The sequence below is a fragment of the Rhizobium sp. P32RR-XVIII genome (assembly GCF_012641395.1).
GTDB lineage: Bacteria > Pseudomonadota > Alphaproteobacteria > Rhizobiales > Rhizobiaceae > Rhizobium.
In genome coordinates this window covers 304,814-330,381 of record NZ_JABAIH010000006.1, presented here as the reverse complement: position 1 = coordinate 330,381, position 25,568 = coordinate 304,814, and the positions used below count along the sequence as shown (strand labels likewise).

The 25,568-nt window shown below is 60.3% G+C and carries 22 protein-coding genes and 1 tRNA gene; 6 read left to right on the top strand and 17 right to left on the bottom strand.

Features of this window, described 5'->3' with window-relative positions:
• Nucleotides 1-61: 61 nt before the first annotated feature.
• Together HGP14_RS19845 and mnmA are read right to left on the bottom strand one after the other, a co-directional pair.
• A tRNA-Met gene (locus tag HGP14_RS19845) sits at nucleotides 62-138 on the bottom strand.
• Between the two features lie 132 nt (nucleotides 139-270).
• Nucleotides 271-1,470, bottom strand: a complete 1,200-nt coding sequence (gene mnmA / locus HGP14_RS19840; RefSeq protein ID WP_168831595.1) for a tRNA 2-thiouridine(34) synthase MnmA — start codon at nucleotides 1,468-1,470, stop codon at nucleotides 271-273.
• Between the two features lie 530 nt (nucleotides 1,471-2,000).
• Between mnmA and HGP14_RS19835 the strand changes: the two genes are divergently transcribed.
• Complete coding sequence (locus HGP14_RS19835; protein WP_168831594.1) at nucleotides 2,001-3,332, top strand: erythromycin esterase family protein; 1,332 nt, start codon at nucleotides 2,001-2,003, stop codon at nucleotides 3,330-3,332.
• A 2-nt stretch (nucleotides 3,333-3,334) separates the two neighbouring features.
• A complete protein-coding gene (locus tag HGP14_RS19830) occupies nucleotides 3,335-4,003 on the top strand; it encodes a phosphoribosyltransferase (protein ID WP_168831593.1) in 669 nt (222 codons plus the stop codon).
• Nucleotides 4,004-4,009: 6 nt separating this feature from the next.
• Here the strand turns inward: HGP14_RS19830 and HGP14_RS19825 are convergent, their stop codons facing one another.
• Complete coding sequence (locus tag HGP14_RS19825; RefSeq protein ID WP_168831592.1) at nucleotides 4,010-4,432, bottom strand: pyridoxamine 5'-phosphate oxidase family protein; 423 nt, start codon at nucleotides 4,430-4,432, stop codon at nucleotides 4,010-4,012.
• A gap of 51 nt (nucleotides 4,433-4,483) precedes the next feature.
• Nucleotides 4,484-4,906, bottom strand: a complete 423-nt coding sequence (locus tag HGP14_RS19820) for a MerR family transcriptional regulator (protein WP_168831591.1) — start codon at nucleotides 4,904-4,906, stop codon at nucleotides 4,484-4,486.
• Nucleotides 4,907-4,977: 71 nt separating this feature from the next.
• On the opposite strand from HGP14_RS19820, the gene HGP14_RS19815 reads away from it, so the two are divergent.
• The 3 genes from HGP14_RS19815 (at nucleotide 4,978) to HGP14_RS19805 (ending at nucleotide 8,741) form a co-directional block, all read left to right on the top strand.
• Nucleotides 4,978-7,200: a heavy metal translocating P-type ATPase gene (locus HGP14_RS19815; protein WP_168831590.1), complete on the top strand. Its 2,223-nt coding sequence runs from the start codon at nucleotides 4,978-4,980 to the stop codon at nucleotides 7,198-7,200.
• A gap of 90 nt (nucleotides 7,201-7,290) precedes the next feature.
• Entirely contained in the window at nucleotides 7,291-7,803 is a 513-nt protein-coding gene (locus HGP14_RS19810; protein WP_168831589.1) for a YidB family protein, read from the top strand.
• 233 nt (nucleotides 7,804-8,036) lie between these two features.
• Nucleotides 8,037-8,741 (top strand): hypothetical protein, encoded by a 705-nt coding sequence (locus HGP14_RS19805; RefSeq protein WP_168831588.1) that lies wholly within the window; start codon nucleotides 8,037-8,039, stop codon nucleotides 8,739-8,741.
• Nucleotides 8,742-8,826: 85 nt separating this feature from the next.
• Here HGP14_RS19805 and serA read toward each other — a convergent pair whose 3' ends face one another.
• The 9 genes from serA to HGP14_RS19760 form a co-directional block, all read right to left on the bottom strand.
• The gene (gene serA, locus HGP14_RS19800) at nucleotides 8,827-10,422 is read right to left on the bottom strand and encodes a phosphoglycerate dehydrogenase (protein ID WP_168831587.1); all 1,596 of its coding nucleotides are present in this window, start codon (nucleotides 10,420-10,422) and stop codon (nucleotides 8,827-8,829) included.
• Between the two features lie 83 nt (nucleotides 10,423-10,505).
• The gene (locus HGP14_RS19795; RefSeq protein ID WP_168831586.1) at nucleotides 10,506-11,684 is read right to left on the bottom strand and encodes a phosphoserine transaminase; all 1,179 of its coding nucleotides are present in this window, start codon (nucleotides 11,682-11,684) and stop codon (nucleotides 10,506-10,508) included.
• Between the two features lie 189 nt (nucleotides 11,685-11,873).
• Nucleotides 11,874-12,710 (bottom strand): outer membrane protein, encoded by an 837-nt coding sequence (locus HGP14_RS19790; RefSeq protein ID WP_168831585.1) that lies wholly within the window; start codon nucleotides 12,708-12,710, stop codon nucleotides 11,874-11,876.
• Nucleotides 12,711-13,955: 1,245 nt separating this feature from the next.
• The gene (locus HGP14_RS19785) at nucleotides 13,956-14,288 is read right to left on the bottom strand and encodes a cytochrome C oxidase subunit IV family protein (protein ID WP_168831584.1); all 333 of its coding nucleotides are present in this window, start codon (nucleotides 14,286-14,288) and stop codon (nucleotides 13,956-13,958) included.
• An 8-nt stretch (nucleotides 14,289-14,296) separates the two neighbouring features.
• Nucleotides 14,297-15,019, bottom strand: coding sequence for a heme-copper oxidase subunit III family protein (locus tag HGP14_RS19780; RefSeq protein WP_168831583.1), 723 nt, complete (start codon nucleotides 15,017-15,019; stop codon nucleotides 14,297-14,299).
• A 10-nt stretch (nucleotides 15,020-15,029) separates the two neighbouring features.
• Nucleotides 15,030-15,737 (bottom strand): cytochrome c oxidase subunit 3, encoded by a 708-nt coding sequence (locus HGP14_RS19775; RefSeq protein WP_168831582.1) that lies wholly within the window; start codon nucleotides 15,735-15,737, stop codon nucleotides 15,030-15,032.
• Complete coding sequence (ctaD, locus tag HGP14_RS19770; RefSeq protein ID WP_168831581.1) at nucleotides 15,734-17,512, bottom strand: cytochrome c oxidase subunit I; 1,779 nt, start codon at nucleotides 17,510-17,512, stop codon at nucleotides 15,734-15,736. Before ctaD ends, HGP14_RS19775 begins: the two co-directional genes overlap by 4 nt.
• Before the next feature lie 31 nt (nucleotides 17,513-17,543).
• Complete coding sequence (coxB, locus tag HGP14_RS19765; RefSeq protein ID WP_168831580.1) at nucleotides 17,544-18,368, bottom strand: cytochrome c oxidase subunit II; 825 nt, start codon at nucleotides 18,366-18,368, stop codon at nucleotides 17,544-17,546.
• A gap of 76 nt (nucleotides 18,369-18,444) precedes the next feature.
• A complete protein-coding gene (locus tag HGP14_RS19760; RefSeq protein WP_168831579.1) occupies nucleotides 18,445-18,600 on the bottom strand; it encodes a hypothetical protein in 156 nt (51 codons plus the stop codon).
• 170 nt (nucleotides 18,601-18,770) lie between these two features.
• Here HGP14_RS19760 and HGP14_RS19755 point away from each other — a divergent pair, with 170 nt between their 5' ends.
• Nucleotides 18,771-19,379: a class I SAM-dependent methyltransferase gene (locus HGP14_RS19755; protein WP_168831578.1), complete on the top strand. Its 609-nt coding sequence runs from the start codon at nucleotides 18,771-18,773 to the stop codon at nucleotides 19,377-19,379.
• 48 nt (nucleotides 19,380-19,427) lie between these two features.
• On the opposite strand, the gene glmM is transcribed toward HGP14_RS19755, so the two are convergent.
• The 4 genes from glmM to ybgF form a co-directional block, all read right to left on the bottom strand.
• A complete protein-coding gene (gene glmM / locus HGP14_RS19750) occupies nucleotides 19,428-20,780 on the bottom strand; it encodes a phosphoglucosamine mutase (RefSeq protein WP_168831577.1) in 1,353 nt (450 codons plus the stop codon).
• Between the two features lie 241 nt (nucleotides 20,781-21,021).
• The gene (ftsH, locus tag HGP14_RS19745) at nucleotides 21,022-22,953 is read right to left on the bottom strand and encodes an ATP-dependent zinc metalloprotease FtsH (RefSeq protein WP_168831576.1); all 1,932 of its coding nucleotides are present in this window, start codon (nucleotides 22,951-22,953) and stop codon (nucleotides 21,022-21,024) included.
• 98 nt (nucleotides 22,954-23,051) lie between these two features.
• The gene (gene tilS, locus HGP14_RS19740; protein ID WP_168831575.1) at nucleotides 23,052-24,455 is read right to left on the bottom strand and encodes a tRNA lysidine(34) synthetase TilS; all 1,404 of its coding nucleotides are present in this window, start codon (nucleotides 24,453-24,455) and stop codon (nucleotides 23,052-23,054) included.
• 11 nt (nucleotides 24,456-24,466) lie between these two features.
• Complete coding sequence (gene ybgF, locus HGP14_RS19735; protein WP_168831574.1) at nucleotides 24,467-25,486, bottom strand: tol-pal system protein YbgF; 1,020 nt, start codon at nucleotides 25,484-25,486, stop codon at nucleotides 24,467-24,469.
• Nucleotides 25,487-25,568 lie beyond the last annotated feature (82 nt).

The following is a 25,568-nucleotide window of genomic DNA, read 5'->3' as shown; positions in this document are numbered from 1 at the left end:
CACCCGCGGCGGGCTACACCGTGCTCGTCGGAAGTAGAGCCGAAATACCGGGAGGGACGTATGGTAGCGGAGGAGGGATTTGAACCCCCGACACAAGGATTATGATTCCTCTGCTCTGACCTACTGAGCTACTCCGCCACTGGTCAACGATGCCGGTCGCGAAGCGTCGGCTCGTGGGATGTGCGGCTTATAAGGTGCGGTCCTGTCTGGTGTCAAGCAGGTGATTTCAAGAAAACCGCGACCTGGCCACTTGTCCTTTTCGTGCCCGGTTCAGGCGGCAACCGGGCTGGCAAGCAAGGCTTTCAACGAAGCTTCCGCCGCAGGCTCGCGCTCGGAACGCTCGACGAAACCGCCGCCGAAGACGCGGGCATCGTCGCCCGGTGCCGAATAGAGTGCGCAGGCCTGGCCGGGCGCGACGCCGGCCTCGCCGATCGTCAGGTCGACATAGATGCCGCCCGCATTAGCATGGAGAACGGCAGGTGCGGGCGCGCGCGTGGAGCGAACCTTCGCGTAGCAGGCAAAACCTTCGCCGGCCGCCGCCTGTTCGAGCGGCTCGTCGCCCAGCCAGTTGACGTCGCGGAGGTAGACGCGATGTGTCTCCAGCGCTTCCTTCGGGCCGACAATGACCCGGCGGGAGCGCGCATCGAGAAAAACGACATAGAGCGGCTCGCCGGTGGCAACGCCGATGCCACGACGTTGGCCGATCGTATAGTGCAGAATGCCCTCATGGCTGCCGAGCACGCGGCCGTCGAGATGCACGATCTCGCCCGCAAGAGCGGAATTCGGCTTAAGCTTGTTGATGACGTCCGAATACTTGCCCTGTGGCACGAAACAGATGTCCTGGCTGTCCGCCTTCTTGGCGACGACGAGGCCCATTTCCTCGGCAAGCCTGCGGGTCTCCGCCTTCGGCAGTCCGCCGAGCGGGAAACGCAGGTAATCAATCTGCTCCTGGGTGGTCGCAAAGAGGAAGTAGCTCTGATCGCGATCGGCATCGGCGGGGCGATAAAGCGCGCGACGGCCAAGGTTGCCCGGCGCCGGGTTCGGCCGCGAGCGGATGTAGTGGCCGGTCGCCAAAGCGTCTGCGCCGAGTTCCTTGGCGGTCGCCAGAAGATCGGCGAACTTGACGGTTTGATTGCAGGAGACGCAGGGGATCGGCGTCTCCCCGGCGACATAGCTCTCCATGAAAGGATTGATGACCGTGTCGCGGAAGCGCTTCTCGTAATCGAGTACGTAGTGGGGAATACCGAGCGTCTCGCAGACGCGGCGAGCATCGTCGATGTCCTGCCCGGCACAGCAGGAACCGGCGCGGTGAACGGCAGCGCCATGATCGTAGAGCTGTAGCGTGATGCCGAGCACATCGTAGCCCTCGCGCTTCAAAAGGCCCGCAACGACAGAACTGTCGACGCCGCCCGACATGGCGACGACAACGCGCGTATCTTCCGGCTTCTTGTCAAAATCCAGTGTATTCACGGGTGCTGCCAATTCAGTGCTTGTTTCGCTCCGCCGTTTGCCCTGCAAATGCGGCGAATTTTCCTGCGCTTCCGGCGGGCTCGTCTGCCGGGCTTCGTGGCCGTGGATATAGAAAGGATCACGGTGTCGCGCAAGAGGCGGGGACTTGGCTCTGTTAACGCGGCGGTTCACTGCTCGAGACTGGGGTCAGAGAAGAGCGCGCCGTAGATTGGCCCCTGCAAGCGTCTTCAGCGCGACAACAATCCGGATCGCCGAAAGCGCTGCGATCAGGACGACATCGAATAGGCCAAGCAGTGAGAATTGTGTCCGCCGACCGATCAGCAATGTCGCCGTGGCGTACCTGGACGTGTCGGTGGAGCTGCCTGCCAATTAAACTGTAATAGGCGCCTGCGCCTTGCCGCCCTGTTGCCTAGGAACAATCGCAGCCGGAATTTGTTTCTAGTACAAGGAAACGAACGATGGGCGGCACCGCTCGTCCTCCTCGCCGACGAGCCAACGATCAGCCAGTTACATTCCAAAAGGAGGCTCAAATGACTCTCCTGGAGCTTAAGCCCAACCAGGCGGACAGCGTCGCACATGCGATCCGCCATGCATGCGAGCCGCTGCCCGACCCAGCCTACATGATCGAGTTCGGCGCCTTCTTCGATCCTTATATCGGCGGTGCGAAGGTCGTGCTGCTTGGCGAGGCATCGCACGGCACGGCTGAGTTCTACCAGGCGCGCACCGCAATCACGCGCAACCTCATCGAAAATCACGGCTTCAACATTGTTGCCGTCGAGGCCGACTGGCCCGACGCCGCCCGCACTGACAGATATGCTCGCCATCGCAATGCGCGAGCATCTGATGCCGAAGCGTTTGTACGCTTTCCCGAATGGATGTGGCGGAACCGCGAGTTCGAGCAGTTCGTCTCGTGGCTCCGCAGTCACAACGAAACCCTGACGCCGGATCGGCGCATTGAGTTCCGCGGCCTGGATATCTACTCCCTGCACGGCTCTATCAAGGCTGTGCTCGACTATCTCCAGCGCATCGATCCGGATGCGGCAGCCGACGCACGCCGCCGTTACGCATGCCTGACGCCTTGGCAGGAGCGGCCGGCAGGCTATGCCCGCGCCATCCGTTCCGGCGTGCAGGAGGAATGCGAACCGGCTGTCGTTGCCCAGTTGCAGGAACTGCTCGCCCGCGAACTCGACTATGCCGCCGAGGATGCCGAGGGCTTCCTGGATGCCGCCCAAAACGCGCGCATCGTCGCGACCGCCGAGCACTATTACCGGGCGATGTACCGCCACGGCAATGATGCCTGGAACCTGCGTGACAAACACATGTTCGAAACGCTTCAGAAGCTGGTGGAACACCGGCCGGAGGCAAAGACAGTGATATGGGCCCATAATTCGCACATCGGCAACGCCGCTGCCACTGCCATGGGCTGGGACGGCCAGTTCAACATCGGGGAACTTGCGCGCATCGCCTATGGCGACGAAGCACTGCTTGTCGGTTTCGGTACGGACCGGGGTACGGTGGCGGCGGCCGACGACTGGGATCAACCGGTGCAGATCAAAGCCGTCACGCCGTCGCGTCCGGATTCCTATGAGCGTGTTTTCAGACAGACGGCCATAGCGAGATCGCTCACCGATCTGCGGGGCGGCCGGGACCGAACGGTGCGCGAGACACTGTCGGATCGGCGCCTTGAGCGGGCTATCGGCGTGGTCTACCGGCCGGACACCGAATTCTACAGTCACTATTTCGAAGCCGTGCTTCCCGAACAGTTCGACTGCTACATATGGTTTGAAGAAACGAAAGCCGTAACTCCGCTTTCGGCCGCTCGCCCGCAGGGCGTGCCCGAAACCTACCCCTTTGGGCTTTGACGATGCTGCACCCCTCACGCTTTCGCAATCGTGCCGACGCGGGCAGGAGGCTTGTGGAAGCCATCGGCCCCAGGAACGATGACCCGGTCGTCCTTGGTCTGCCCCGCGGCGGCGTACCGGTCGCCTTTGAGCTTGCCCGCGGTTTGCATGCGCCGCTCGATATCTTGCTGGTACGCAAAATCGGCGCACCGGGTTATCCGGAATTCGCCATCGGTGCCGTGGTCGATGGAAAAAATCCGCAGCGCGTGATCAACGAAGACACGCTTTCCTATTGCGGAGCTTCGCTGGACTATTTCGAACGGGAGGCGGCGAGACAGTTAGAGGAAATCGAAAGACGTCGAAAGACGTATCTCGGCAATCGCACGCCGATCGATCTTGCAGGCCGGAGCGTCATTCTCGTTGACGACGGTATTGCCACCGGCGCATCGGTGAAAGCCGGATTGAAAGGGCTGCGGCAGGCCGGTGCAGGTCATGTCACGCTTGCGATCCCTGTAGCGCCGCGAACGGTGATCGAGGAACTGAAGAAGGAAGTCGACGAAATCGTCTGCCTGTCCGCACCGGAAGATTTGCGGGCGGTCAGCCTTCACTACGAGGATTTCGACCAGACCAGCGACGAGGAGGTCACCGAGTTGCTCGCGAGAGCAGGACAAGGCGACCTCTCCAAAAGCTGAGGCGATTCACCGTTTCAGCTTCACTTCGCCGTCCTCCTCGCCATTCCAGTAATGAAGGCGATCGGCATGCACCTTGATCATCGCGACGCCTTTTGTGTCGATGCCGTCCGTGAACCAGTTGTCGAGGTCATCCGTCCAGTGCTTTTTGAAAGCCTTCTTGTCGCGGATTACTTCGGCCATGCCTTCTACGGCGAGGGAGAAAGCTTTCTTTCCCTGGAACGTCAGAGACACCTTGGGATCGCTCTCGATATCAGCGACCATGCGCGAAGCTTCCCATGTGAAATAGTAGGAGTCGCCGTCGTAATCGACGTCGCGATTATTGCTCATCGGCCGCCCGGCGATGGCACCGCCGTCAGTATGGGTGCACAACATCGCCATATCGATATCGCGCATCTTCTTGGAAATATCGGAAAGACTCATCTGTGGCATCGCTCTCTCCTCCTTGACTGGAAAGGAGAAACGATCAGCGGCGCTTTAAGTTCAGTGGTGCGCGTGCGTACACTGGCCGTGATCGGCAAGGACTTCGATGACCCGGCACTGATCGACCCGGCCGTGGCCGCAGCCTTCAACCATCATTTCCAGCTCGGCCTTCAAAGCCATGAGACTGCGAATACGCTGCTCGACCTCGATGAGCCGCGCCTTGGCGATCGCATCGGCCGAAGCGCAAGGTTGATCAGGCTCGTCCTGCAGCGTCAGCAGGGTTCGAATGGCATCGACTTCGAAACCGAGCTCGCGCGCATGACGAATGAAGGCAAGCCGGCGGACATCAGCGGGTTCATAGGAACGCTGGTTACCCTCGCTGCGGCTCGGAGCGGCAAGCAGGCCGATGCTCTCGTAATAGCGGATTGTCGGAACTTTAACGCCGCTCTGGCGCGCCGCATCGCCGATCGTGATCTTTTTCATGATTTTCTTCTTGCACCTCTAGTCGCTAGAGCATGTAGGTAGAGAGCTGCTGAAGAACAAGGAAATCCGAAATGGCGGAAGCGGCACAGGCAAAATACAGAGTCGGCGGCATGGACTGCGCATCCTGTGCGGCCAAGATCGATACGGCCGTTCGCCGCATTGCCGGGGTCGAGGACGTTTCGGTCTCCGTGACCAGCGGCACGATGACCATCAGGCATGACGGGACCAGTGATCTGAAGGCGATCGAGAAGAAAGTGACCGGTCTCGGTTACTCGGTTGTGCCAATGCACGGGAAGACGCCGAACCATGACCATACTTTGCACGCCCATGGCCACGATCATGCCGGTCATCATCATGACCATTCCGATCATGAGCACGCGCACCCTGAAAGGGAAGCCGCAGAGCTGCATGGCCATGACCATGGATCGCTGAGCGGCTCTTGGTGGCAAAGCAAGAAAGGCCGCCTGACGATCCTGTCCGGAATGGCCCTCGTTGCCGCCTACGTTGTTGGCCATCTCATGCCGGGAATCGCCCCCTACGCCTTCATTGCCGCGACGCTGATCGGTCTTGCGCCCATCGCGCGCCGGGCAGTCATGGCGGCACTGGCCGGAACGCCCTTTTCCATCGAGATGCTGATGACGATCGCAGCGACGGGCGCCATCATCATTCATGCCGCAGAGGAGGCTGCTGCCGTCGTCTTCCTGTTCCTGGTCGGTGAACTGCTTGAAGGCATCGCTGCCGGAAAGGCGCGGGCGAGCATCCAATCGCTGACGGCGCTCGTGCCGAAGAGTGCCCTGCTGGACGAAGCTGGCGAGACGCGAGAAGTGCCGGCGGAAAGCCTCGCCGTAGGCTCCATCATCCTCGTGCGCCCGGGCGACCGCATTTCCGCCGACGGCGTCATCGTCTCGGGTGAAAGCGCCATCGACGAGGCGCCTGTAACGGGGGAAAGCGTTCCGGTACGCAAGGCCGCCGATGACGCGGTCTTTGCCGGAACCGTGAACGGCGATGCCGCGCTCCGCATTCGCGTCACCGCCGCGGCCGCCGACAATACGATTGCCCGCGTCGTCAAACTCGTCGAGGAAGCACAGGAATCGAAGGCGCCGACCGAGCGCTTCATCGATCGTTTCTCGCGCTACTACACGCCGGGTGTCGTCGTGGTCGCGGCACTCGTCGCGATCCTGCCGCCGCTGCTTGCAGGCGGCGCGTGGGACGAATGGGTCTACAAGGGGCTCGCGATCCTGCTTATCGGCTGCCCCTGCGCGCTGGTGATCTCGACGCCCGCTGCAATTGCAGCTTCGCTGTCGGCAGGCGCACGGCGCGGATTGCTGATGAAGGGCGGTGCGGTATTGGAAACGCTCGGCAAGGTGACGGCCGTCGCGCTCGACAAGACGGGCACACTGACGGAAGGTAAGCCAAGGGTTACAGACATCGTGCCCTTCGAGCGGACGGAGGCACAGGTGCTTTCGCGTGCCGCCGTCCTGGAAAGAAGCTCCAGCCACCCGCTTGCGCTGGCAATCCTGGAGCGCGCGAAGAACGACAAGGTGCCCGTCCCACCGGCGTTCGAGGTGGAAGCCGTTCCCGGCAAAGGCATGACCGGTCGCGTGGGAGGCGAAGAACTCGCCCTTCTCTCTCCGGCGGCAGCCCGCCTGACGGGTGCGCTAACGGCCGAACAGGACGAGCAGATTGCTGCACTGAACGAGCAGGGCAAAACCGTTTCGGTCCTCCTCATCAACGGGAAAGTCGCCGGGTTGATCGCCATGCGCGACGAGCCACGCGAGGATGCAAGAACTGGGCTAAGGGCCTTGACCGATGCCGGCGTCCGGACCTTGATGCTAACCGGCGACAATGAACGTACGGCGAGAGCAATCGGCGAGCAGCTCGGTATCGACGTACGCGCCGAACTCATGCCTGAAGACAAGCAGCGCATCGTCGGCGAATTGAAGCGCGAAGGCTTTCTCGTGGCCAAGGTCGGCGACGGTATCAACGACGCCCCTGCCCTCGCGGCAGCCGATGTCGGCATCGCCATGGGCGGCGGGACGGATGTGGCGCTTGAGACTGCCGACGCGGCGGTGCTGCACGGCCGCGTCGGCGACGTAGCGGCGATGATCGCCCTTTCCAGGCGAACGATGCGAAACATCTTCGAAAACATCACCATCGCGCTCGGCCTCAAGGTGGTCTTCCTTGTCACGACCATCGTCGGCATTACCGGGTTGTGGCCTGCGATCCTCGCTGACACGGGAGCGACGGTGCTGGTGACGATCAATGCGCTACGCCTGTTGCAGCCCGTACGTTGAATTTTACGACGCAGGAACTAACTCACCTTCCGTGCATTCCCGCATTCCGGGGCATTGGTCGAATGCGGCCCAACTCAACGGGAGGACATCATGGATCGGAGAAATCTCACCGCATTGCTCGGCATACTCGCCGTGGCTGGCTACCAGAATCGCGATAAGATCGCCTCGGCATTGAGGGAGCTTACGCAGGGCGGCGCACAGCCGCAAACACCCGGTGCGCAGCCCGGAATACCATCCCAGTCATCGGACGGCGGTCTGGGCGGACTTCTGGGCGGACTTGCCGGCGGCGGTCTCGGTAACCTTATCAAAGGCGGCTCTGCCGGCGGCGTTTTGAGCGGCGGCCTTGGCGGTCTGCTCGATCAGTTCAGCAAGAATGGCTATGGCGATACGGCGGATTCCTGGGTATCGCCCGGCGAGAACAAGCCGATCGACGACCGCCAGCTCTCGCAGGCGATTGGCCCGGATGTTCTGGAGGAGATCTCCTCCAAGACGGGGCTCAGCGCGGACGAAATCCTGAGCCGCCTTTCAAAAGATCTTCCAAAGGCCGTCGATGACCTGACGCCGGAGGGTCACATTCCAAACAGCAGTCAATTTATGATCTGATTGTCAGGCAAAGATGCTGGCAAAAAGCCGGGCGCAGTCCCCTGTGCCCGGCTCCCGACCTGTTCAGCACGCAAGCCACACACAACGCTGCGCGACTATTGAATTCTCTACAAAAGGATATCCGTCTCGATCACCACATCGAGACGGACATTTCGATGCTGCGGACAGTTTCCCGTTCCGATTGCTTCTGCGGCTTGGCAGGCAAATCGATTTCCTAATTCAAAGAGGTTTCAATGGTTTCATTAGTTGATTCGACAAGACTTCTCTCATCGCAACTGGCGCTGCAGGTGCTGCACGGCGGGGAACCCTCTTCCGACGGGCTGGCCGGCTCCGACGATTCTTCCTTCGCCAACGGCGATTTCTCGAGCCTTCCCTCTCAGTCGCGCTCGGCGTTGACTGCTCTACTGAACGGCTTGCCCGCGAACCAGACCAGCGATACCGACGCTTCGGATTCGACGCTCGCAAGCACCGACATCACCACGTCATCCTTCATGGCGCTGCTGAAGCAGAACCTCACCGCCGCCGCCGAGGCCAAGGGTGGGAACAGCCAGGAAGCGGCGATGTTCGAAGCATTCGACAACGGCACGCTGCAGGTCACCGACCCGACAAAGGGCGTGACGATCAAGGCGTGGGACGTGGCCGACGAGGACCAAGACCTCGAAGGCAAGCCCGGCCGGACGACCGAGACGAGCGACTGGAACGACTTCCTGAGGAGCCATCTGGAGCGCGACAACCACGGCGCGCTCGTCAAAACCGACGACGGCAGCTTCGTCGAAAAGAACACCGGCAACCACGTCTATTTCGGGCAGGTCGGCAGCCAGTATTACTATCTGACCTGGCCGGCGGCGGCTGATCCAAAGCCGGCCGCCAACGCGCCGGCTTCGGATGCTCCGCCTGCGGACGCTCCGGAAACGAGCAAACCCGATACGGGCGCGTGATCTCCGCAGCATCGATCCATCAAAAATAAAAAAGCCGGGCGCAGTCCCCTGCGCCCGGCTTTCTCGTTCTTCCTTGGGAGGAAATCTACTCGACCGCAAAGACCAAGGGCTTCGCCTGGCGGATAGCCTGGTGGGCCGTCAGCTTGGTGAGGACGTCATCGCCGATCGGTCCGTCGACATAGAGGAGTGCGATCGCATCTCCGCCCTGCCTGTCGCGGCCGAGCTGGAAGTTGGCGATGTTGACGCCCGCCGCACCCAACGTCGTTCCGATGAAGCCGATCATGCCGGGAACGTCGGTGTTGGTGATGTAGACCATGTGCGAACCGACATCGGCGTCGAGGTTGATGCCCTTGATCTGGATGAAGCGCGGCTTGCCGTCGGAAAACACTGTGCCCGCGATGGAGCGAGTCTGGTTCGCCGTCGTCACCGTCAGCTTGATATAGCCGTCAAAGACGCCGGTCTTGTCGCGCTTGACCTCGGAAAGGATGATGCCCTTTTCCTTGATCATGATCGGCGCCGAAACCATGTTCACGTCCGCAACCTGCGGGCGGATAAGACCGGCCAGCACCGCGCTTGTCAGAGCCCTGGTGTTCATCCCGGCCGTCGAACCGTCATAAAGGATCTCGATCTCCTTGATGGCGCTTTCTGTCACCTGTCCTACGAAGGCGCCGAGCACGTCGGCAAGCTTGATAAAGGGCTTGAGGATCGGCGCTTCCTCGGCCGTGATCGACGGCATGTTGATCGCGTTGGAAACGGCACCCTTGATCAGGTAATCCGACATCTGCTCGGCAACCTGCAGCGCAACGTTTTCCTGAGCTTCCGTGGTCGATGCGCCGAGATGCGGTGTGCAAACGACGTTCGGCAAGCCGAAAAGTGGGCTTTCCTTGGCCGGCTCAACTTCGAAGACATCGAAGGCTGCACCGGCGACATGGCCGGACTTGATCGCTTCCGCAAGAGCCGCTTCGTCGACAAGGCCGCCACGGGCACAGTTGATGATGCGCACGCCGGGCTTGGTCTTCGCCAGTGCTTCCTTGTTGAGGATGCCGCGCGTCTTGTCTGTCATCGGCACATGCAGCGTGATGAAGTCAGCCTTGGCGAGCAGCTCATCGAGCTCGACCTTGGTGACGCCCATTTCCTCGGCGCGCTCCTTGGAGAGGAAGGGGTCATAGGCGAGAACGTGCATCTTGAGGCCGATGGCGCGGGCGCAGACGATCGAGCCGATATTGCCCGCGCCGATGACGCCCAGCGTCTTGCCGGTGATCTCGACACCCATGAACTTCGACTTTTCCCACTTGCCGGCCTGGGTCGAGGTGTCGGCTGCCGGAAGCTGGCGGGCAACGGCGAACATCAGCGCGATAGCGTGCTCGGCTGTGGTGATCGAGTTGCCGAAGGGCGTGTTCATGACGATGATACCGCGGCGCGAAGCGGCCGGAATCTCAACGTTGTCGACGCCGATGCCGGCGCGTCCGATGACCTTGAGATTGGTCGCGGCGGCGATCAGTTTTTCCGTCACCTTGGTAGCGGAGCGGATGGCGAGGCCGTCATAATTGCCGATGATTTCGGCGAGCTTGTCCTTGTCCTTGCCGAGTTGCGGCTGGAAATCGACTTCGACGCCGCGATCACGGAAGATCTGGACGGCGGTTTCCGACAGTTCGTCGGATACGAGAACGCGAGGTGCCATTTGGGGGGCTTCCTTCAAAAGTGTTCAGCGATGGATGAAAATCGGGAATGCTGGGCTCCGCTCAGCGAGCGGAGCCGATCACATCAGGCAGCAGCCTGGGAAAGCGCCGCCTTCTGCGTTTCGAAGGCCCAGGACAGCCAGGGCATCAGCTTCTGCATGTCGGCGGTCTCGATCGTGGCGCCCGCCCAGATGCGCAGACCCGACGGCGCGTCGCGATAATGGCCGATGTCGTAGGCGACACCTTCCTTCTCGAGCAGCGAGACGAGGCCCTTGGCGAAGTTCGCCTGCTCGTCGTCGGAAAGCGCCGTAATGTCCTTGTCGACGATCTTCAGGCAGATCGACGTGTTGGATGCCGTTTCCGGCTTGACGGCGAGATTGGCGATCCAGTCGTTGGCTGCGATGAAGTCGGCAATTACCTTGGCGTTCGCATCGGCGCGCGCCATCAGAGCCTTGAGGCCGCCGAGCTGCTTGGCCCAAAGGAGCGCATCGATATAGTCCTCGACGCAGAGCATCGAAGGCGTATTGATCGTCTCGCCGGTGAAGATGCCTTCGATCAACTTGCCGCCGGATGTCATGCGGAAGATCTTCGGCAGCGGCCAGGCCGGCACGTAGGTGACGAGGCGCTCGACGGCGCGCGGCGACAGGATGATGATGCCATGTGCGCCTTCGCCGCCCAGAACCTTCTGCCAGGAGAAAGTGACGACGTCGAGCTTGGCAAAATCGAGGTTCTGCGCGAAAGCGGCAGAAGTCGCATCGCAGATCGTCAGACCCTTGCGATTATCAGGAATGAAATCGCCGTTCGCAACGCGAACGCCGGAAGTGGTGCCGTTCCAGGTGAAGACCACGTCGCGGTCGAAATCCACGGTGGAAAGGTCGGGAAGCTCACCGTAGCCGGCTTCTAGCTTGCGCACGTCCTTGAGCTTCAGCTGCTTGACCACGTCGGTGACCCAGCCTGCGCCGAAGCTTTCCCAAGCGAGCATGTCGACGCCGCGCTCACCGAGCAGCGACCAGAGCGCCATCTCAACGGCGCCGGTATCCGATGCCGGAACGATGCCGATGCGGTAGTCCGCCGGCACTTCCAGAATTTCGCGGGTAAGATCGATGGCCTGCTTCAGTTTCGTCTTGCCGATCTTCGCGCGATGCGAACGCCCGAGAGGCGCGTCGGAAAGAGCATCAAGCGTCCAACCAGGGCGCTTCGAGCAGGGGCCAGAAGAAAAATGGGTATTTTGCGGACGTACGTCCGGCTTTGCGGTCTTCGCCATGTGCTATCCTTCCAGATAGATAGCTCCTCGTTGGGGAGGAGTGTCCCGCCGCCGTGGATATAGAGGGTCGCGACCGTAGTCAACTGGGGAAGTGTCGCAGCTGGAGGATTTTTTGCCGCAGGCACGATGAAACGAAAACGAAAAAGCCGCCCCGAAGGGCGGCTTTCAAATGGTTCGCGGAGATCGCTCTTACTTGTAGACCGGCTGCTGCAGCGGGATTTCCGGCGGCGGCTCGTAGGAGGCCTGCTGGCAACCGCCGAAAAGATAGCGAGCGCCGATGCGGGCTTCGTGCACATTGAAGCCCTTGTCACGACCGGGACCGCCATTTTCCGCAAAACCGAACATGTCGCCGCCGTTCACATGCAGGAAACGATAACCGACATCGGCCTTGACGTTGCAGGTGACATCGATCGAGGCGCCGGCCATGAGTCCGTAGCTGAACCGCCAGCCGCTGCGGCCATGATGGGTGACTTCGTCATCGCATCCCGAACCGTCGTCGGCGCAAGACGTGTTGTGGAGATCCTTCCACTTGACGTAGGTGCCGCCGATACCTGCGCCGACGTAGGGCGTGAAATAGCCATAGGTACCTAGATCGACATAGGCATTGGCCATCAGCGACCAAGCCGTGAGCGAGGATACGTCGCTCGAGGTGCAAGCAACAGGTGCAAAGCCGCACGTGCCTGTGGTCGAGCCATGGAAATCAGCCTCACCCAGATAGTCAAGCGTCAAATCCGTCCGGAAGTAGTTGTTTACCTGGTAACCAACACCACCGCCCGCCGTGAAGGCATCGCGCAGATCGGCGCTGGTGAAGTCGACCTCATTGCCGTTGCTACCCTGGAAGTAGCGCGCCCCACGCAGATCGGTCCAGCCATATCCGACGTCGCCACGAAGATACCACCCCGTGGCTTCGGTGACGGTGACTTCCGGCGGGATTTCCGGAACCGGCTCGACAGGAGCGAGATCGGCCGCGAACGCATTTGATGTGACAAGCAATGCGGCAAGGATGCCGGACAAGCTTCTTTTCATGATCCACTCCAAGATCCGGTTGCATCGGCAGAGTGGGCACCCCGCCAATGTGATACGCTTTTCATGGATAATGAATGGGAAATGTTAAAAGCCGCTTAACTGTAAACATTAACTATGAATTTTAGAAAGCGCGAAGATTTTCCGGCTTTTAGACTAGCGGAAATTCGTTGCGGCTGAAGAATTCACATCGGCTGAAGTTCAACTGCCCTGACTTTGGTCGGTCTCTAAGGAATAACTGCCGACTTCAGACTGATACTGGCAGCAGCGATCCTTGTCATCCCAGGGATGCAGGCGCTATTATATTAGATAGACAGAATATTAGGACATTCATTCAGTAAATTAGCACATCGGAGGATTGCGCAAATGTCGTGGGGCGACAGAATACCGTGTCCTGCTTGCAACCCCAAGGGCGCTCCTGTTCCGCCAGCGCAGCTACGTGTCTGTCAGCGGTGTAATGGCTCGGGATGGCTCGAAAAGTGGCCTGAGAAGCCTTACCCCTCTCAGGACGGCAAAGTGTGACAATTCAAGAGCTTGTCCCCTGGGCCCAGGTCGCCTCAACTCTCATCGCGGGAATTGGCATAGCCGTTTCCGTGGCGCTTGGCATTGCAACCCTAAATAATAGCCGAAAGGATAGGCTTTCCAAAATTGAGCCCAATCTCCTCTTCAATATTGGCGGCCAGCAAGTAAAGGCGATCATACACAACTTGACTGCAATCCCCGGGTTGTCCCAACAGGATCCGGACGTCGTCAACTTCTTGAAGTCGATCGAAGCTGGGCAAAAGGCTATCTATCTAGACGGTCGCTATGGCCAGCTGTTCAACCATGGCGCCGGACCGGCCCTGTCGGTATCGATATGGTTCAGGCCTGAGCGGATAACTGTGGACGACAAAGAGCGCCCGCTTGATCCAAGCGAGCTAAGCTCCCCGCCTTATACGAGAGAATGGAACATCGTTACCCCGACGCCCGCCAATCTACCCCCTGGTGCGGAGGCGTCTTTCGGAATCCTCCCCGTGTGCGTGTTCGCATCCGCTGCTGAAGCGCGGGCTATCGCGGGCATGATTTACATCGAGTGCCAAGACCAAACGGGACGGCCTTTCTATTGGTCACAGCCCGCTATGTTCTTTGTTGATCGGTCAGCGCCTAGCTTGACAGTCTCTTTTGGGCGGCGCCCCTCGTAAGCGCCGCTCGGCGAGAAAGCCCTCCACCGACTTTTCTTCGATGCATATCGCCCGCCAAGCGGAAACCCTAAAGGCCCGCACTGGAAAACGTTAGCCGCGTAAAGATCGTGTAGTGCGATTCCGAGACCATCATCGCGACGAAAACGAGCACGAGGACGGGCGGGACGAGAATTGCATAGACGAGTGCCAGCCGCTCCCAGGCCATGTGCATGAAGACGGCAACGATCAAACCGGCCTTCAGCATCATGAACAATATGATCAGGAACCACCGCGGATAACCCTGGATGCCGAAATAATCGACAAGGTAGGAAAAGGTGCTGAGAACGAAGAGCAGCCCCCAGACCAGGAGATAGAGCTTGACGGGGTGCTGCTGTCCAGAATGCGTTTGCGCCTGTGCCATGGCAATCCTCACCACAGATAGAAGAATGCGAAGATGAATACCCAGACGAGATCGACGAAGTGCCAATAGAGACCCATGATCTCAACGCTTTCGTAGTTTCCCTTGCGGCTGGTGAAAAAGCCACGCCGCTCCGTGTCGAAATCACCCCGCCAGACCTTGCGGGCAATGATGAGGAGGAAAATCACGCCTATTGTGACATGGGTGCCGTGAAATCCGGTGATCATGAAGAAGGAGGAGCCGAATTGCGCCGCGCCCCACGGATTCCCCCAGGGCCGCACACCCTCCGTAATCAGCTTCGTCCATTCGAACGCTTGCATGCCGACGAAAGTCGCGCCGAGGGCAGCCGTGAGCAGCATGAGGGCCGCGGTGCGGCCGCGCTCGCGGCGATACCCGAAATTGACGGCCATCGCCATGGTGCCGCTACTGCTGATGAGGACGAAGGTCATGATCGCAATCAGGATCAGCGGAACGTCCTGCCCTCCGATGTGAAGCGCGAAAACTTCGCTCGGATTGGGCCACGGAACCGGCGTCGACATGCGCGCGGTCATGTAAGCAAGCAGAAAGCAGCCGAAGACGAAGGTATCGCTGAGGAGGAAGATCCACATCATGGCCTTCCCCCAGGATACACGCTTGAACGCCCGCTGGTCCGAGGAGATATCCGCCACAACCCCACGCAACCCCTCGGGTTGTTCGAGCGTTTCTCCGGTTTCTACTTGCGTGAACTGAGCCATCTTTCATTCCTCACGAAATCAACTGGCGGCAAAGGTCGACGAAGTCATTCGCCCAGCCTTCAAAGAGTGCGAAGAGAACCAGCCAGACGAAGAGCATGAAGTGCCAGTAGATGGCGCACAGATCGAGGCTGAGGAGCAATCTTCGACGAGGGAAGCGACCGTCGAAGGCATGCGCCGTCGTGCGGCCGAGCACCGCCAGGCCGCCCAGGATGTGGAGCCCATGCAGGCCGGTGAGCATGTAGAAGAAACTGTTCGCCGGATTGTCGGCAAGCACGTAGCCTGCCGCCACAAGCTCCCGCCATGCCATGACTTGCCCGGTAATGAAGAGCACCGCCGTCGACAATCCCAGGAGAAGCGCAATCAGCATGACGTCGCTTCGTCCGCGCCGTGCCTCGAACTTGGCCCATTCGACTGACGCACTGCTGAGCGCGAGCGCAGCGGTGTTCACCCACAGCAGCCGGGGAACTGGCGTTGCCCACCAGTCGGCGGCCGTCATGCGCATGAAGTAGGCGCTGATGAGCAGCGCGAAGAGGGCTCCCACGACGCCAAGGAAAACCCCGAGGCCGACCCTGGCGGGCTCGATCGGCAACCGGCTTGCACCGCGCGCGTCGGGCAAGAGGCCCACTTCCAGCCACGGCTTGGATGCCAGCCGGTGATGTGCCGACCACCACAGCACAATGACGGCGATGATCGCCAGGAAGATGACGATGACGGTCATGAGGCTGCTCCGTGCGCCATCCTGCCGGTGCCCGGATCGTTCTGCGCAAGGAAATCCCGGCCGCTGCCCGGCACGCTGTAGTCATAGGCCCAGCGATAGACCACCGGCAGTTCCTTGCCCCAGTTGCCATGGACTGGAGGGGTTTGCGGTGTCTGCCACTCGAGCGTCGTCGCATGCCATGGATTGCCGCCGGCCTCCCGGCCCCTGAAAAGGCTCCAGACCAGGTTGAACAGGAAGACGATCTGCGCCGCCCCGACGATCAGCGCCATGACGGTGATGAAGATATTCAGCGTATGGGCGGATGGTGGAACGAAAGCCGTTTCGCCGAGCTCGTAATAGCGGCGAGGCACTCCGATCAGCCCGAGATAGTGCATCGGGAAGAAGATCGCATAGGTGCCGACGAACGTGGTCCAGAAATGAATCTGTCCGAGTGTCTCGTCCAGCATCCGTCCGGTCACCTTCGGATACCAATGATAGATCGCACCGAAGATGACGAGGATCGGCGCCACGCCCATGACCATGTGGAAATGCGCGACAACGAACATCGTGTCCGACAGCGGCACATCCACAACGACATTGCCGAGAAACAGCCCGGTCAGGCCGCCGTTGACGAAAGTCACGATGAAGGCGAGCGCAAAAAGCATCGGCAGCGTCAGGTGAATATCGCCCCGCCAGAGCGTCAGCACCCAGTTGTAGACTTTGATCGCGGTCGGCACTGCGATGATCAGCGTCGTCGTGGCGAAGAAGAAGCCGAAATTCGGGTTCATGCCGCTGACATACATGTGGTGCGCCCAGACGATGAAGCTCAGTCCACCGATGATCAGGATCGCCCACACCATCATGCGGTAGCCAAAGATGTTCTTTCGCGCATGCGTGCTGATGAGATCGGAAACAATCCCGAAGGCAGGAAGCGCCACGATATAGACCTCGGGGTGACCGAAGAACCAGAAGAGATGCTGGAACAGGATGGGGCTGCCGCCGGCATGCGGGAGCTGCTCGCCCATCTCCACGATGGCCGGCATGAAGAAGCTCGTTCCGAGCACCCGGTCGAACAGCATCATGACGGAAGCGACGAAAAGTGCTGGAAAGGCAAGGAGCGCCATCACCGTCGCGGTGAAAATCCCCCAGACCGTCAGCGGCATGCGCATCAGCGTCATGCCACGCGTGCGGCCCTGCAGCACGGTCACGACATAATTCAGGCCGCCCATCGTGAAGCCGATGATGAACAGGATCAGCGACGACAGCATCAGGATGATGCCCCAGTCCTGCCCGCCGGGCGTTCCGGAGAGAATGGCTTGCGGCGGATAGAGCGTCCAGCCGGCGCCGGTCGGTCCGCCCGGTGCGAAGAAGCTCGCGACCAGCACCAGCACGGCCAGCAGATAGACCCAGTAGCTCAGCATGTTGGCATAGGGGAACACCATGTCCCTAGCCCCGAGCATCAGAGGAATGAGGTAGTTGCCGAAGCCGCCGAGAAACAACGCAGTCAGGAGATAGATCACCATGATCATGCCATGCATGGTGATGAACTGGTAATAGTGCTCCGGATCGATGAATGCGAAGTAACCGGGAAAGGCGAGCTGGATGCGCATCAGCCAGGACAGCACGAGCGCGACAAATCCGATCGACATGGCCGTCACGGAATATTGGACCGCGATAACCTTGGCATCCTGGCTGAAGACATATTTCGTCCACCAGCTCCTCGGATGATAGAGTTCCACATCCTCGACTTCCGCAGGCGGGATGATCTCCCCGGCGCCCGATCGAATATCGACCATGATATCTATATCCTCCCTGTTCCTCCGGTAGCTATTGCCGCTGTTCGGCCGGCTGCGTCTCTCCCGATGCGAGCATCTGCGTGAAGGTCGGCTGCTGCTGCAGCCAAGCCTGATAGGCCGTCTCCTCATCGACCATGACCGTGCCGCGCATCTGCGGATGCCCGACACCACAGAGCTCGGCACAAAGAATCTCGAACGTCCCGGTCCGTGTCGGCGTGAACCAGAAGTAGGTCACCATACCGGGAATCATATCCATCTTGGCCCGGAACTCCGGCACGTAGAAGTCATGCAGGACGTCGGTCGAGCGAAGCAGGACCTTGACCGGTTTGCCGATGGGCAGATGCAGTTCACCTCCCTCGACGATCACGTCATCGAGACCCGAAGCGTCGCTCTTGGTCAGGCCAAGGGGATTGTCCGGGCTGATATCACGGGTATCGAACTTGCCCAGCTTTCCGTCTGCTCCGGGCAGGCGGAAACTCCACTGCCACTGCTGGCCGACCACCTCTATCTGCTGCGCATCGGCCGGCACGGTGATGAATTGCTTCCACACGAAGAGACCGGGAGCAAGCATTGCGGCAACGCCGACGGACGTTACCACCGCAAGCCATATTTCCAGCCGCCGGTTTTCCGGCTCGTACATCGCCCGGTTTCCCGGCCTGTGCCGGAACCGGAAGACGCAATAGGCCATGAACGACACCACCGCGACGAAGACGATGCCGGTGATGATGAAGGTGATGGTAAGCGTGCTGTCGATGTAGCTCCAGTTGGACGCGATCGGCGTCGACCACCACGGGCTAAGCAGATGGAACACGACGGATCCTACGACAATCAGAACCAGAACCAGCACGATAGCCATTGCCTGCTCCTTGAACCGCGATCCCGCCACCAATGAGCGAAATCCGCAATCCACCGCTGTATTTTTCAGCATTATCTCATGAACACGTCACGCCGACAATGACAACGGCGAAGCGATCCTGTGGGCGATCCCCTGCAGCATCCACCACATCCGTTCTGACCTTTTGGGAAAATTGCTTCAGATCGGAGAAACGATTGTTGATCTCGCTGTCGTCCTTCAGCCCCGCAAACATCATTTGCGATCAAGAAAAAGTTATGTTTCCCTTCCGATAAGTCAATTCATCCTATCAGGTGGTACGACTTTAGGGATTGGAGCGCCGCAACCCCTCCTTACGCCTTCGCTCGGACCGGTTCGTGATGTATTTGATCGGCGAACGTTCTCTTGAAGGGCTGGCCTGAATAAATGAGTGACCCGAATCCTGCCGAAAAAATCTCCGCGCTTTATGAGCGGCATGCTGCCGTGTGGGATGCGAGCCGTGGGAAAAACCTGTTCGAGCGCAGCTGGCTGGATCGATTTGCCAGCCTCCTGCCGCGGGGCGGCACGATCCTCGATATGGGCTGCGGCTCCGGCGAGCCTCTCGCAAGGCATTTCATCGAAAGCGGCTATGCCCTTACGGGAGTCGATAGTTCGCCCTCGCTGATCGCCCTGTGCAAGGAACGCTTTCCCACCCACACGTGGCACGTCGCCGACATGCGCGCCCTGTCGCTCGGAACGAGCTTCGACGGGCTGATTGCCTGGGACAGCTTCTTCCACCTGAGACCAGAGGATCAGCGGCGGATATTTGCCGTCTTCGCGGCGCATGCGGTAGATGGCGCGGCGCTGATGTTTACGAGCGGGTCTGCCTATGGCGAGGCGATGGGAACGTTCTGCGGTGAGCCGCTCTATCACAGCAGCCTTGACGGCGCGGAGTATCGCAGCCTGCTGTCGGAACACGGTTTCTCGGTTGTTGATCACATGGTCGAAGACCCGGCCTGCGGCGGCCACACCGTCTGGCTCGCTAGGCGGACATGAAAAAGCCGGCGACTGAGCGCCGGCTCTCACTCAACAATCGCAAACGATTCAAGCCGCGGTTCTGACGCCCGAGATCGTGCCGATCAGTTCGTTGACGATACGCTCGATCTGCGCCCTGTCGTCGCCTTCCGCCATCACGCGGATCAGCGGCTCGGTGCCCGAAGGGCGGATAACGAGGCGACCGTTCTTGGCAAGCTCGGCTTCCGCGTCAGCGATCGCCTGTTGGACGTGCAGGTCTTCCAGCGGCTTGCCGCCGGAAATGCGGACATTGCGGAGAAGCTGCGGCACCGGCTCGAAACGCCGGCAGACTTCGCTGACGGTCTTGCCGGTTCGCTTGACGGCAGCGAGGATCTGCAACGCGGCAACCAACCCGTCCCCGGTCGTGCCGTAGTCCGAAAGCACGATATGGCCAGATTGCTCGCCGCCAACGTTGAAATTGTTCTGGCGCATATGCTCGACGACATAGCGGTCGCCGACTTTGGTGCGGGCAAGGCCCATTCCCTTGCCTCTGAGGAAGCGCTCCAGGCCAAGGTTCGACATGACAGTGGCGACGATGCCGTTACCGCGAAGCTGCTGGCTTTCCGCCCAGGTTTCGGCGATCACCGCCATCAGCTGGTCGCCATCGACCAGCGCACCGTTTTCGTCCACGATGATAACCCGGTCGGCATCACCATCCAGAGCGATACCGATGTCCGCCCGCACCTCATCGACCTTCTTTTGCAGAGTGACGGGGCTGGTGGAACCGCAATTCAAATTGATGTTAACGCCATTCGGCTCGTTGCCGATGGTGACGACGTCGGCACCGAGTTCCCAGAGCACCGCCGGTGCGACCTTATAGGCGGCGCCATTGGCGCAGTCGATCGCAACCCTCAGCCCCTGCAGCGTCACATCACGCGGCAGCGTGCGCTTTGCATGCTCGATGTAACGGTCGTGCACGCCATCGACTCGCTTGGCGCGGCCGATGTAGTCAGACTTTGCGAGTTGGGTATAAAGGTCTTTCTCCAACAGTTCTTCGATCTGCGATTCGATATCGTCGGAGAGCTTGTATCCGTCGGGACCGAAGAGCTTGATGCCGTTGTCCTCGTAGGGGTTATGCGAAGCGGAGATCATTACGCCCACATCGGCGCGCAGCGAGCGGGTGAGCATGGCAACGGCGGGCGTTGGGATCGGGCCAAGCAGGAAGACGTCGAGGCCAGCGGCCGTGAATCCGGCAACCATGGCGTTTTCCAGCATGTAGCCGGAAAGGCGCGTATCCTTGCCGATCACGACCCGGTGGCGATGATTGCCGTTGCGGAAGATCGTGCCGACGGCAATGCCGACGCGCATCGCCAGATCCGGCGTCATCGGGAACACGTTCGATTGCCCGCGAATACCGTCGGTGCCGAAGTAACGTCTTTTCATATGTACCTCTATATTGTTTTTCAGCGAGCCATATAAGGCCGCGGAACCTCCCGCAAAATCAGCCGAGGACTATCAGTCCCAATACAAAGCGAAATTGCGGCTTCCCATGATAGCGGCATGCCATAAATCGTAGGCGCCATCACGTAAATTACAAAGAAAATTGATTATATCCCGTTACCAATAGAAAAAGGCCGGACCTCCTGCTGGAGAATCCGACCTTTGTCCATTCAAGTTACTTGCGTCAGTGCGGCTGGGGCTCGAGGCCACCTTCCGCCTCGTCGCCCTTGGACGCGGGGCGTGCACCGGCCTTCGGCACGGCCGAACCGCGGCTCGGAGGCGCATCGTCGCCGAGGTCGCGAGCGGGCTTTTCGCCACGCAGCAGCGCCTTGATTTCTTCGCCGGTCAGCGTCTCGTATTCGAGCAAGCCTTCGGCAAGCGCTACGAAATCGTCATGCTTTTCGGTGAGGATATCGCGGGCCTGCGTGTATGCCTCGTCAATCAGCCGACGGACTTCGTTATCGATCTTCTGGGCCGTTGCTTCGGAAACATTCTTCGTCTGCGAGACGGAATGTCCAAGGAAGACTTCCTGCTGGTTCTCGCCGTAGGACACCTGGCCGAGCTGATCGGAGAAGCCCCACTGCGTGACCATGGCGCGGGCAAGCTTGGTGGCCTGCTCGATATCCGAAGATGCGCCGGAGGTGATGTTCTCCTTGCCGAACGTCAATTCTTCGGCGACGCGGCCGCCCATCATAATGCAGAGGCGCGAGACCATCCACTTATAGCTCATCGAATAGCGGTCGCCCTCGGGGAGCTGCATGACCATGCCGAGAGCGCGGCCACGCGGAATGATCGTCGCCTTGTGCAGCGGATCGGCAACGGCAACGTTGAGCGCCGTGATGGCGTGACCGGCTTCGTGATACGCCGTGAGCTTCTTTTCCGCCTCGGTCATTGCCGAAGAGCGACGCTCGGCGCCCATCATGATCTTGTCCTTGGCGTCTTCGAACTCCTGCATGGTGACGACGCGCTTGTTGCGACGTGCGGCCATGAGGGCGGCTTCGTTGACGAGGTTCATGAGGTCTGCGCCGGAGAAACCGGGCGTGCCGCGGGCAAGAACCTTGAGATCGACATTCGGCGCCAGCGGAACGTTGCGGGCATGAACCTTGAGGATCCGCTCACGGCCGACGATATCCGGGTTCGGAACGACGACCTGACGGTCGAAGCGGCCCGGACGCAGCAGCGCCGGGTCGAGAACGTCGGGACGGTTGGTCGCGGCAATCAGGATGATGCCTTCGTTGGCCTCGAAGCCGTCCATCTCGACCAGCAACTGGTTGAGCGTCTGCTCACGTTCGTCGTTGCCACCGCCGAGACCGGCACCGCGGTGACGACCGACGGCATCGATTTCGTCGATGAAGATGATGCAGGGCGCATTCTTCTTGGCCTGCTCGAACATGTCGCGGACACGGCTTGCGCCGACACCGACGAACATTTCGACGAAGTCGGAACCGGAAATCGTGAAGAACGGAACGTTGGCTTCGCCGGCAACGGAGCGGGCGAGCAGCGTCTTACCCGTGCCCGGAGGGCCGACGAGCAGCACGCCGCGCGGAATCTTGCCGCCGAGACGCTGGAATTTCTGCGGATCGCGCAGGAATTCGACGATTTCTTCAAGGTCCTGCTTGGCTTCATCGACACCGGCGACGTCATCGAAGGTCACGCGGCCATGCGCTTCGGTCAGAAGCTTGGCCTTGGACTTGCCGAAGCCCATCGCGCCGCGCGAGCCGCCCTGCATCTGCCGCATGAAAAACAGCCAGACGCCCAGAATGAGCAGCATCGGCAGCAGCGTACCGAGATAGCTCAGGAAGCCGGACGAACCATCGGTTTCCGGACGGGCCGAAACGACCACGTTCTTCGACTGCAGGCGATCGAGAAGGCTGTCATCGACAACAGGAGAATAGGTCTGGAAGGTGGTGCCGTTTTCAACATAGCTTCCGGAGACACGGTTGCCGGTGACGACAACCTCCTTGACGCGGCCCGCATCGACCTCACGCATAAACTGCGAGTAAGGGATATCACGCGAGCTGGTTTGCGCCGGCGTCGTCTGGAACATGCTGAAAAGGGCAATCAGCAAAAGCGCTATGATTGCCCACAAGGCGAAATTTCGTAAGTTAGGGTTCATCGAACTCCCCAGCACTGGAACAGCAGCCTCATGGCAACCGTCTTATTTGGCCTCTAACATAGGGTTGCGCTGTGCCATTGCCAAGGCGATCCACTCTGTCAGTTGGTTTTTCCGTCAATAAGACCTAAAGGCGGGCTTGGATAGGGGCGCGTTCCAAAAGCCGCCGCGAGGCTTCCAGCAAAGATGAAGTCGAATCGTGTCAAAAAGCGGTCGAACGGTGCAAAATAAGGCGTCGCGCTCACATCCAGATGAAAATCAGCCGGCAGGTTTTCAGCGACCCGAACATATGGTTGCGCTGCCAGTGCTCGCTTGAGGGCAGCCTTGGGTAGGTGCGCGGCCTTCGCGCCCTCAAGCTCGCGCTCGCCCGAGAACTCCAGTGCACTAGATACAGGCAAAGGAAAAAGGCAGCCGTTGGCGCGATGACCTGCATCCAGCGCCGAATGCGTATCAATCTCCAGGCTGAACGGCGAGTTATTCTTGATGACGACCCGCCCGTCCCATATCCCACGCGCTCCCTGCGCAAGCACCAGTGGCAACATGCCGCGGTCCTCGCGGGTCAAGTAAAGGCCGTCTCGCCGGAGATCGAATACCACCCGGCCGACTGTCATCCGGCCGGGAACGCCGGCAGTCACGAAGCCGACGACGCGCGCTATCTGCGTGCGTCCGGGAGGAAACGGCTGCCCCCCGAAGACCGCGGCCAGGCGGCCGAGGGCGTAACTTATTACCGGCCCGGATGCCGAAAGACCGTCTCGGGCAACATGCCCCAAACCTTCGACAGGAAGTTTAAAATACTGGCCGGCCCAGGCCATCGCCTGGCTCGCAAGTGCCAAACGGGCATCTGCAGCCGCCGGCTCGTCTTGAACAGTCCCCTCGCCCGCCAATGCCGCGCGCGTCCGCACGCGCTCGTATTTCATATTTTCATTGCTCGGATCATCAAGCCACGTGGCACCGCGCGCCGTAAGATATGCCCGGATATCGGTACGCAGACAGGATAGAAGCGGCCGGACAATCCAGATCCGGCGATCAAACAGAACCGCATCGGCAATCCCGGTGGTGAGGCTGTCGCTTCGCGTGCTGCGCATCGCCAGGGTTTCCCGCTGGTCGTCCAGCGTATGCGCGGTCACGACCAGATCAGCCCTCAGTTCCGCCGCTGCATCGGCCAGCAGCGCGTAGCGCGCTTCGCGTGCGGCAGCCATGATGCCGGTCTTCGGTTTGGCACCGCGCCAGACGCGGGTCGCGTGCGGAATGTGGAGCGACGTGCAGAGGGCTGCAACTTGGCGCGCCTCATCTGCAGAACCTGCGCGCAGATCGTGATCGATTGTCGCGGCGCATAGGGAAATTTTCGGGTCGGGTTCGGCCTTCAATGCCTCGGAAAGGGCCAGAAGCAGGCCGGTCGAATCGCTGCCGCCAGAGATCGCGACGAGGATGCGCGTGGGGCTGGCAAGCGAATGGAGTAAGCGGCGAGCCGCTGCCTCGGGTGAAAGAACGGCTTCCGGAGACAAACCGGAAACCCTTAGCAGGCGAGGCGCTTCTGTTCGCTCGCAACCTTGCTTATGACGGCCCGCGAGGCTTTCGGATAGCGCTTGCTGACTTCTTTAAGCGTCGCGCAGGCGGTATCGACATTGTCGAGAGCTGCCAGCGACATGCCGAGCTTCAGCAACATTTCGGGCGCCTTCTCGGAGGAGCCGTATTTCTGGTGAGCGTTCAAAAAGGTCTTCGCGGCTTCGTTGTACTTGCCTTGGGAATAAAGCGCCTCACCGAGCCAGAAATTGGCATCAGCAGCCCGAGCGCTGCCCGGATACTGCGCGATATACTGGGTGAATTGCTGTTCAGCGACAGCATAATCGCCGGAGAGGACATGACCATAGGCCGCCTTGTACTGATCGGCCTCGCTGCCGAGAGAGGCAGTCTGTTGCTGCGAGGTAGGGGTGTTCACATCCGGCAGCGGAGCGGAGCCGACTTCCGCATTCTGGTTCACACTGCCGCCGATCGGGTTACCGCTCTGATCGAACTGGATCGAGCCCAGCTGCGGCGGCGGACGGCCGAGATCGCCGTTCGACGGAACGCCGTTGGAGGGAGCCGTTTCGGCTCCCTGCGGTGTCTCGATGATTGTCGCGACGTCATCGCTCTGGCGCTGTGGCCGTGCGTCGGCCTGGCCCGAAGCCGGAGCCTGTATATCAGCCTCGCTCTTCTTCGTGCTGCCCTTCGATCCGGCGGAGCCGCCGCTCTTTTCCAGGTCCTGGAACCGGAATTCGTTGTCCTCCTGCGTCTTGCGCAGCGATTCCTGCATCTGCAGGATCTGGTAGCTCATTTCCTCGATACGGCCGTTGAGCTGACGCAGTTGCTCTTCCAGCTGTTGCACGCGCATCTCGGTGCCGCTGCTCTGCACGTCGACGACAGGCGGCGTCTGCGCCTGGCTCTGCGCGGGCCTGCCGCCAAAGTTCAAGCCTAGAAACGAAGCGGAATAAGCCGCTCGCTCGGTTCCGGTTACGGCCGCGAGGCAGAGCAAGCCTGCCACGACAAGTTTCTTCATAGGTATCGTCCTGTCCCAGTGATTCTTCGCGCTCCAAGGCACGAACAGGAGATTTTGCTAATTGCTCTCAAAAAGCAACGGA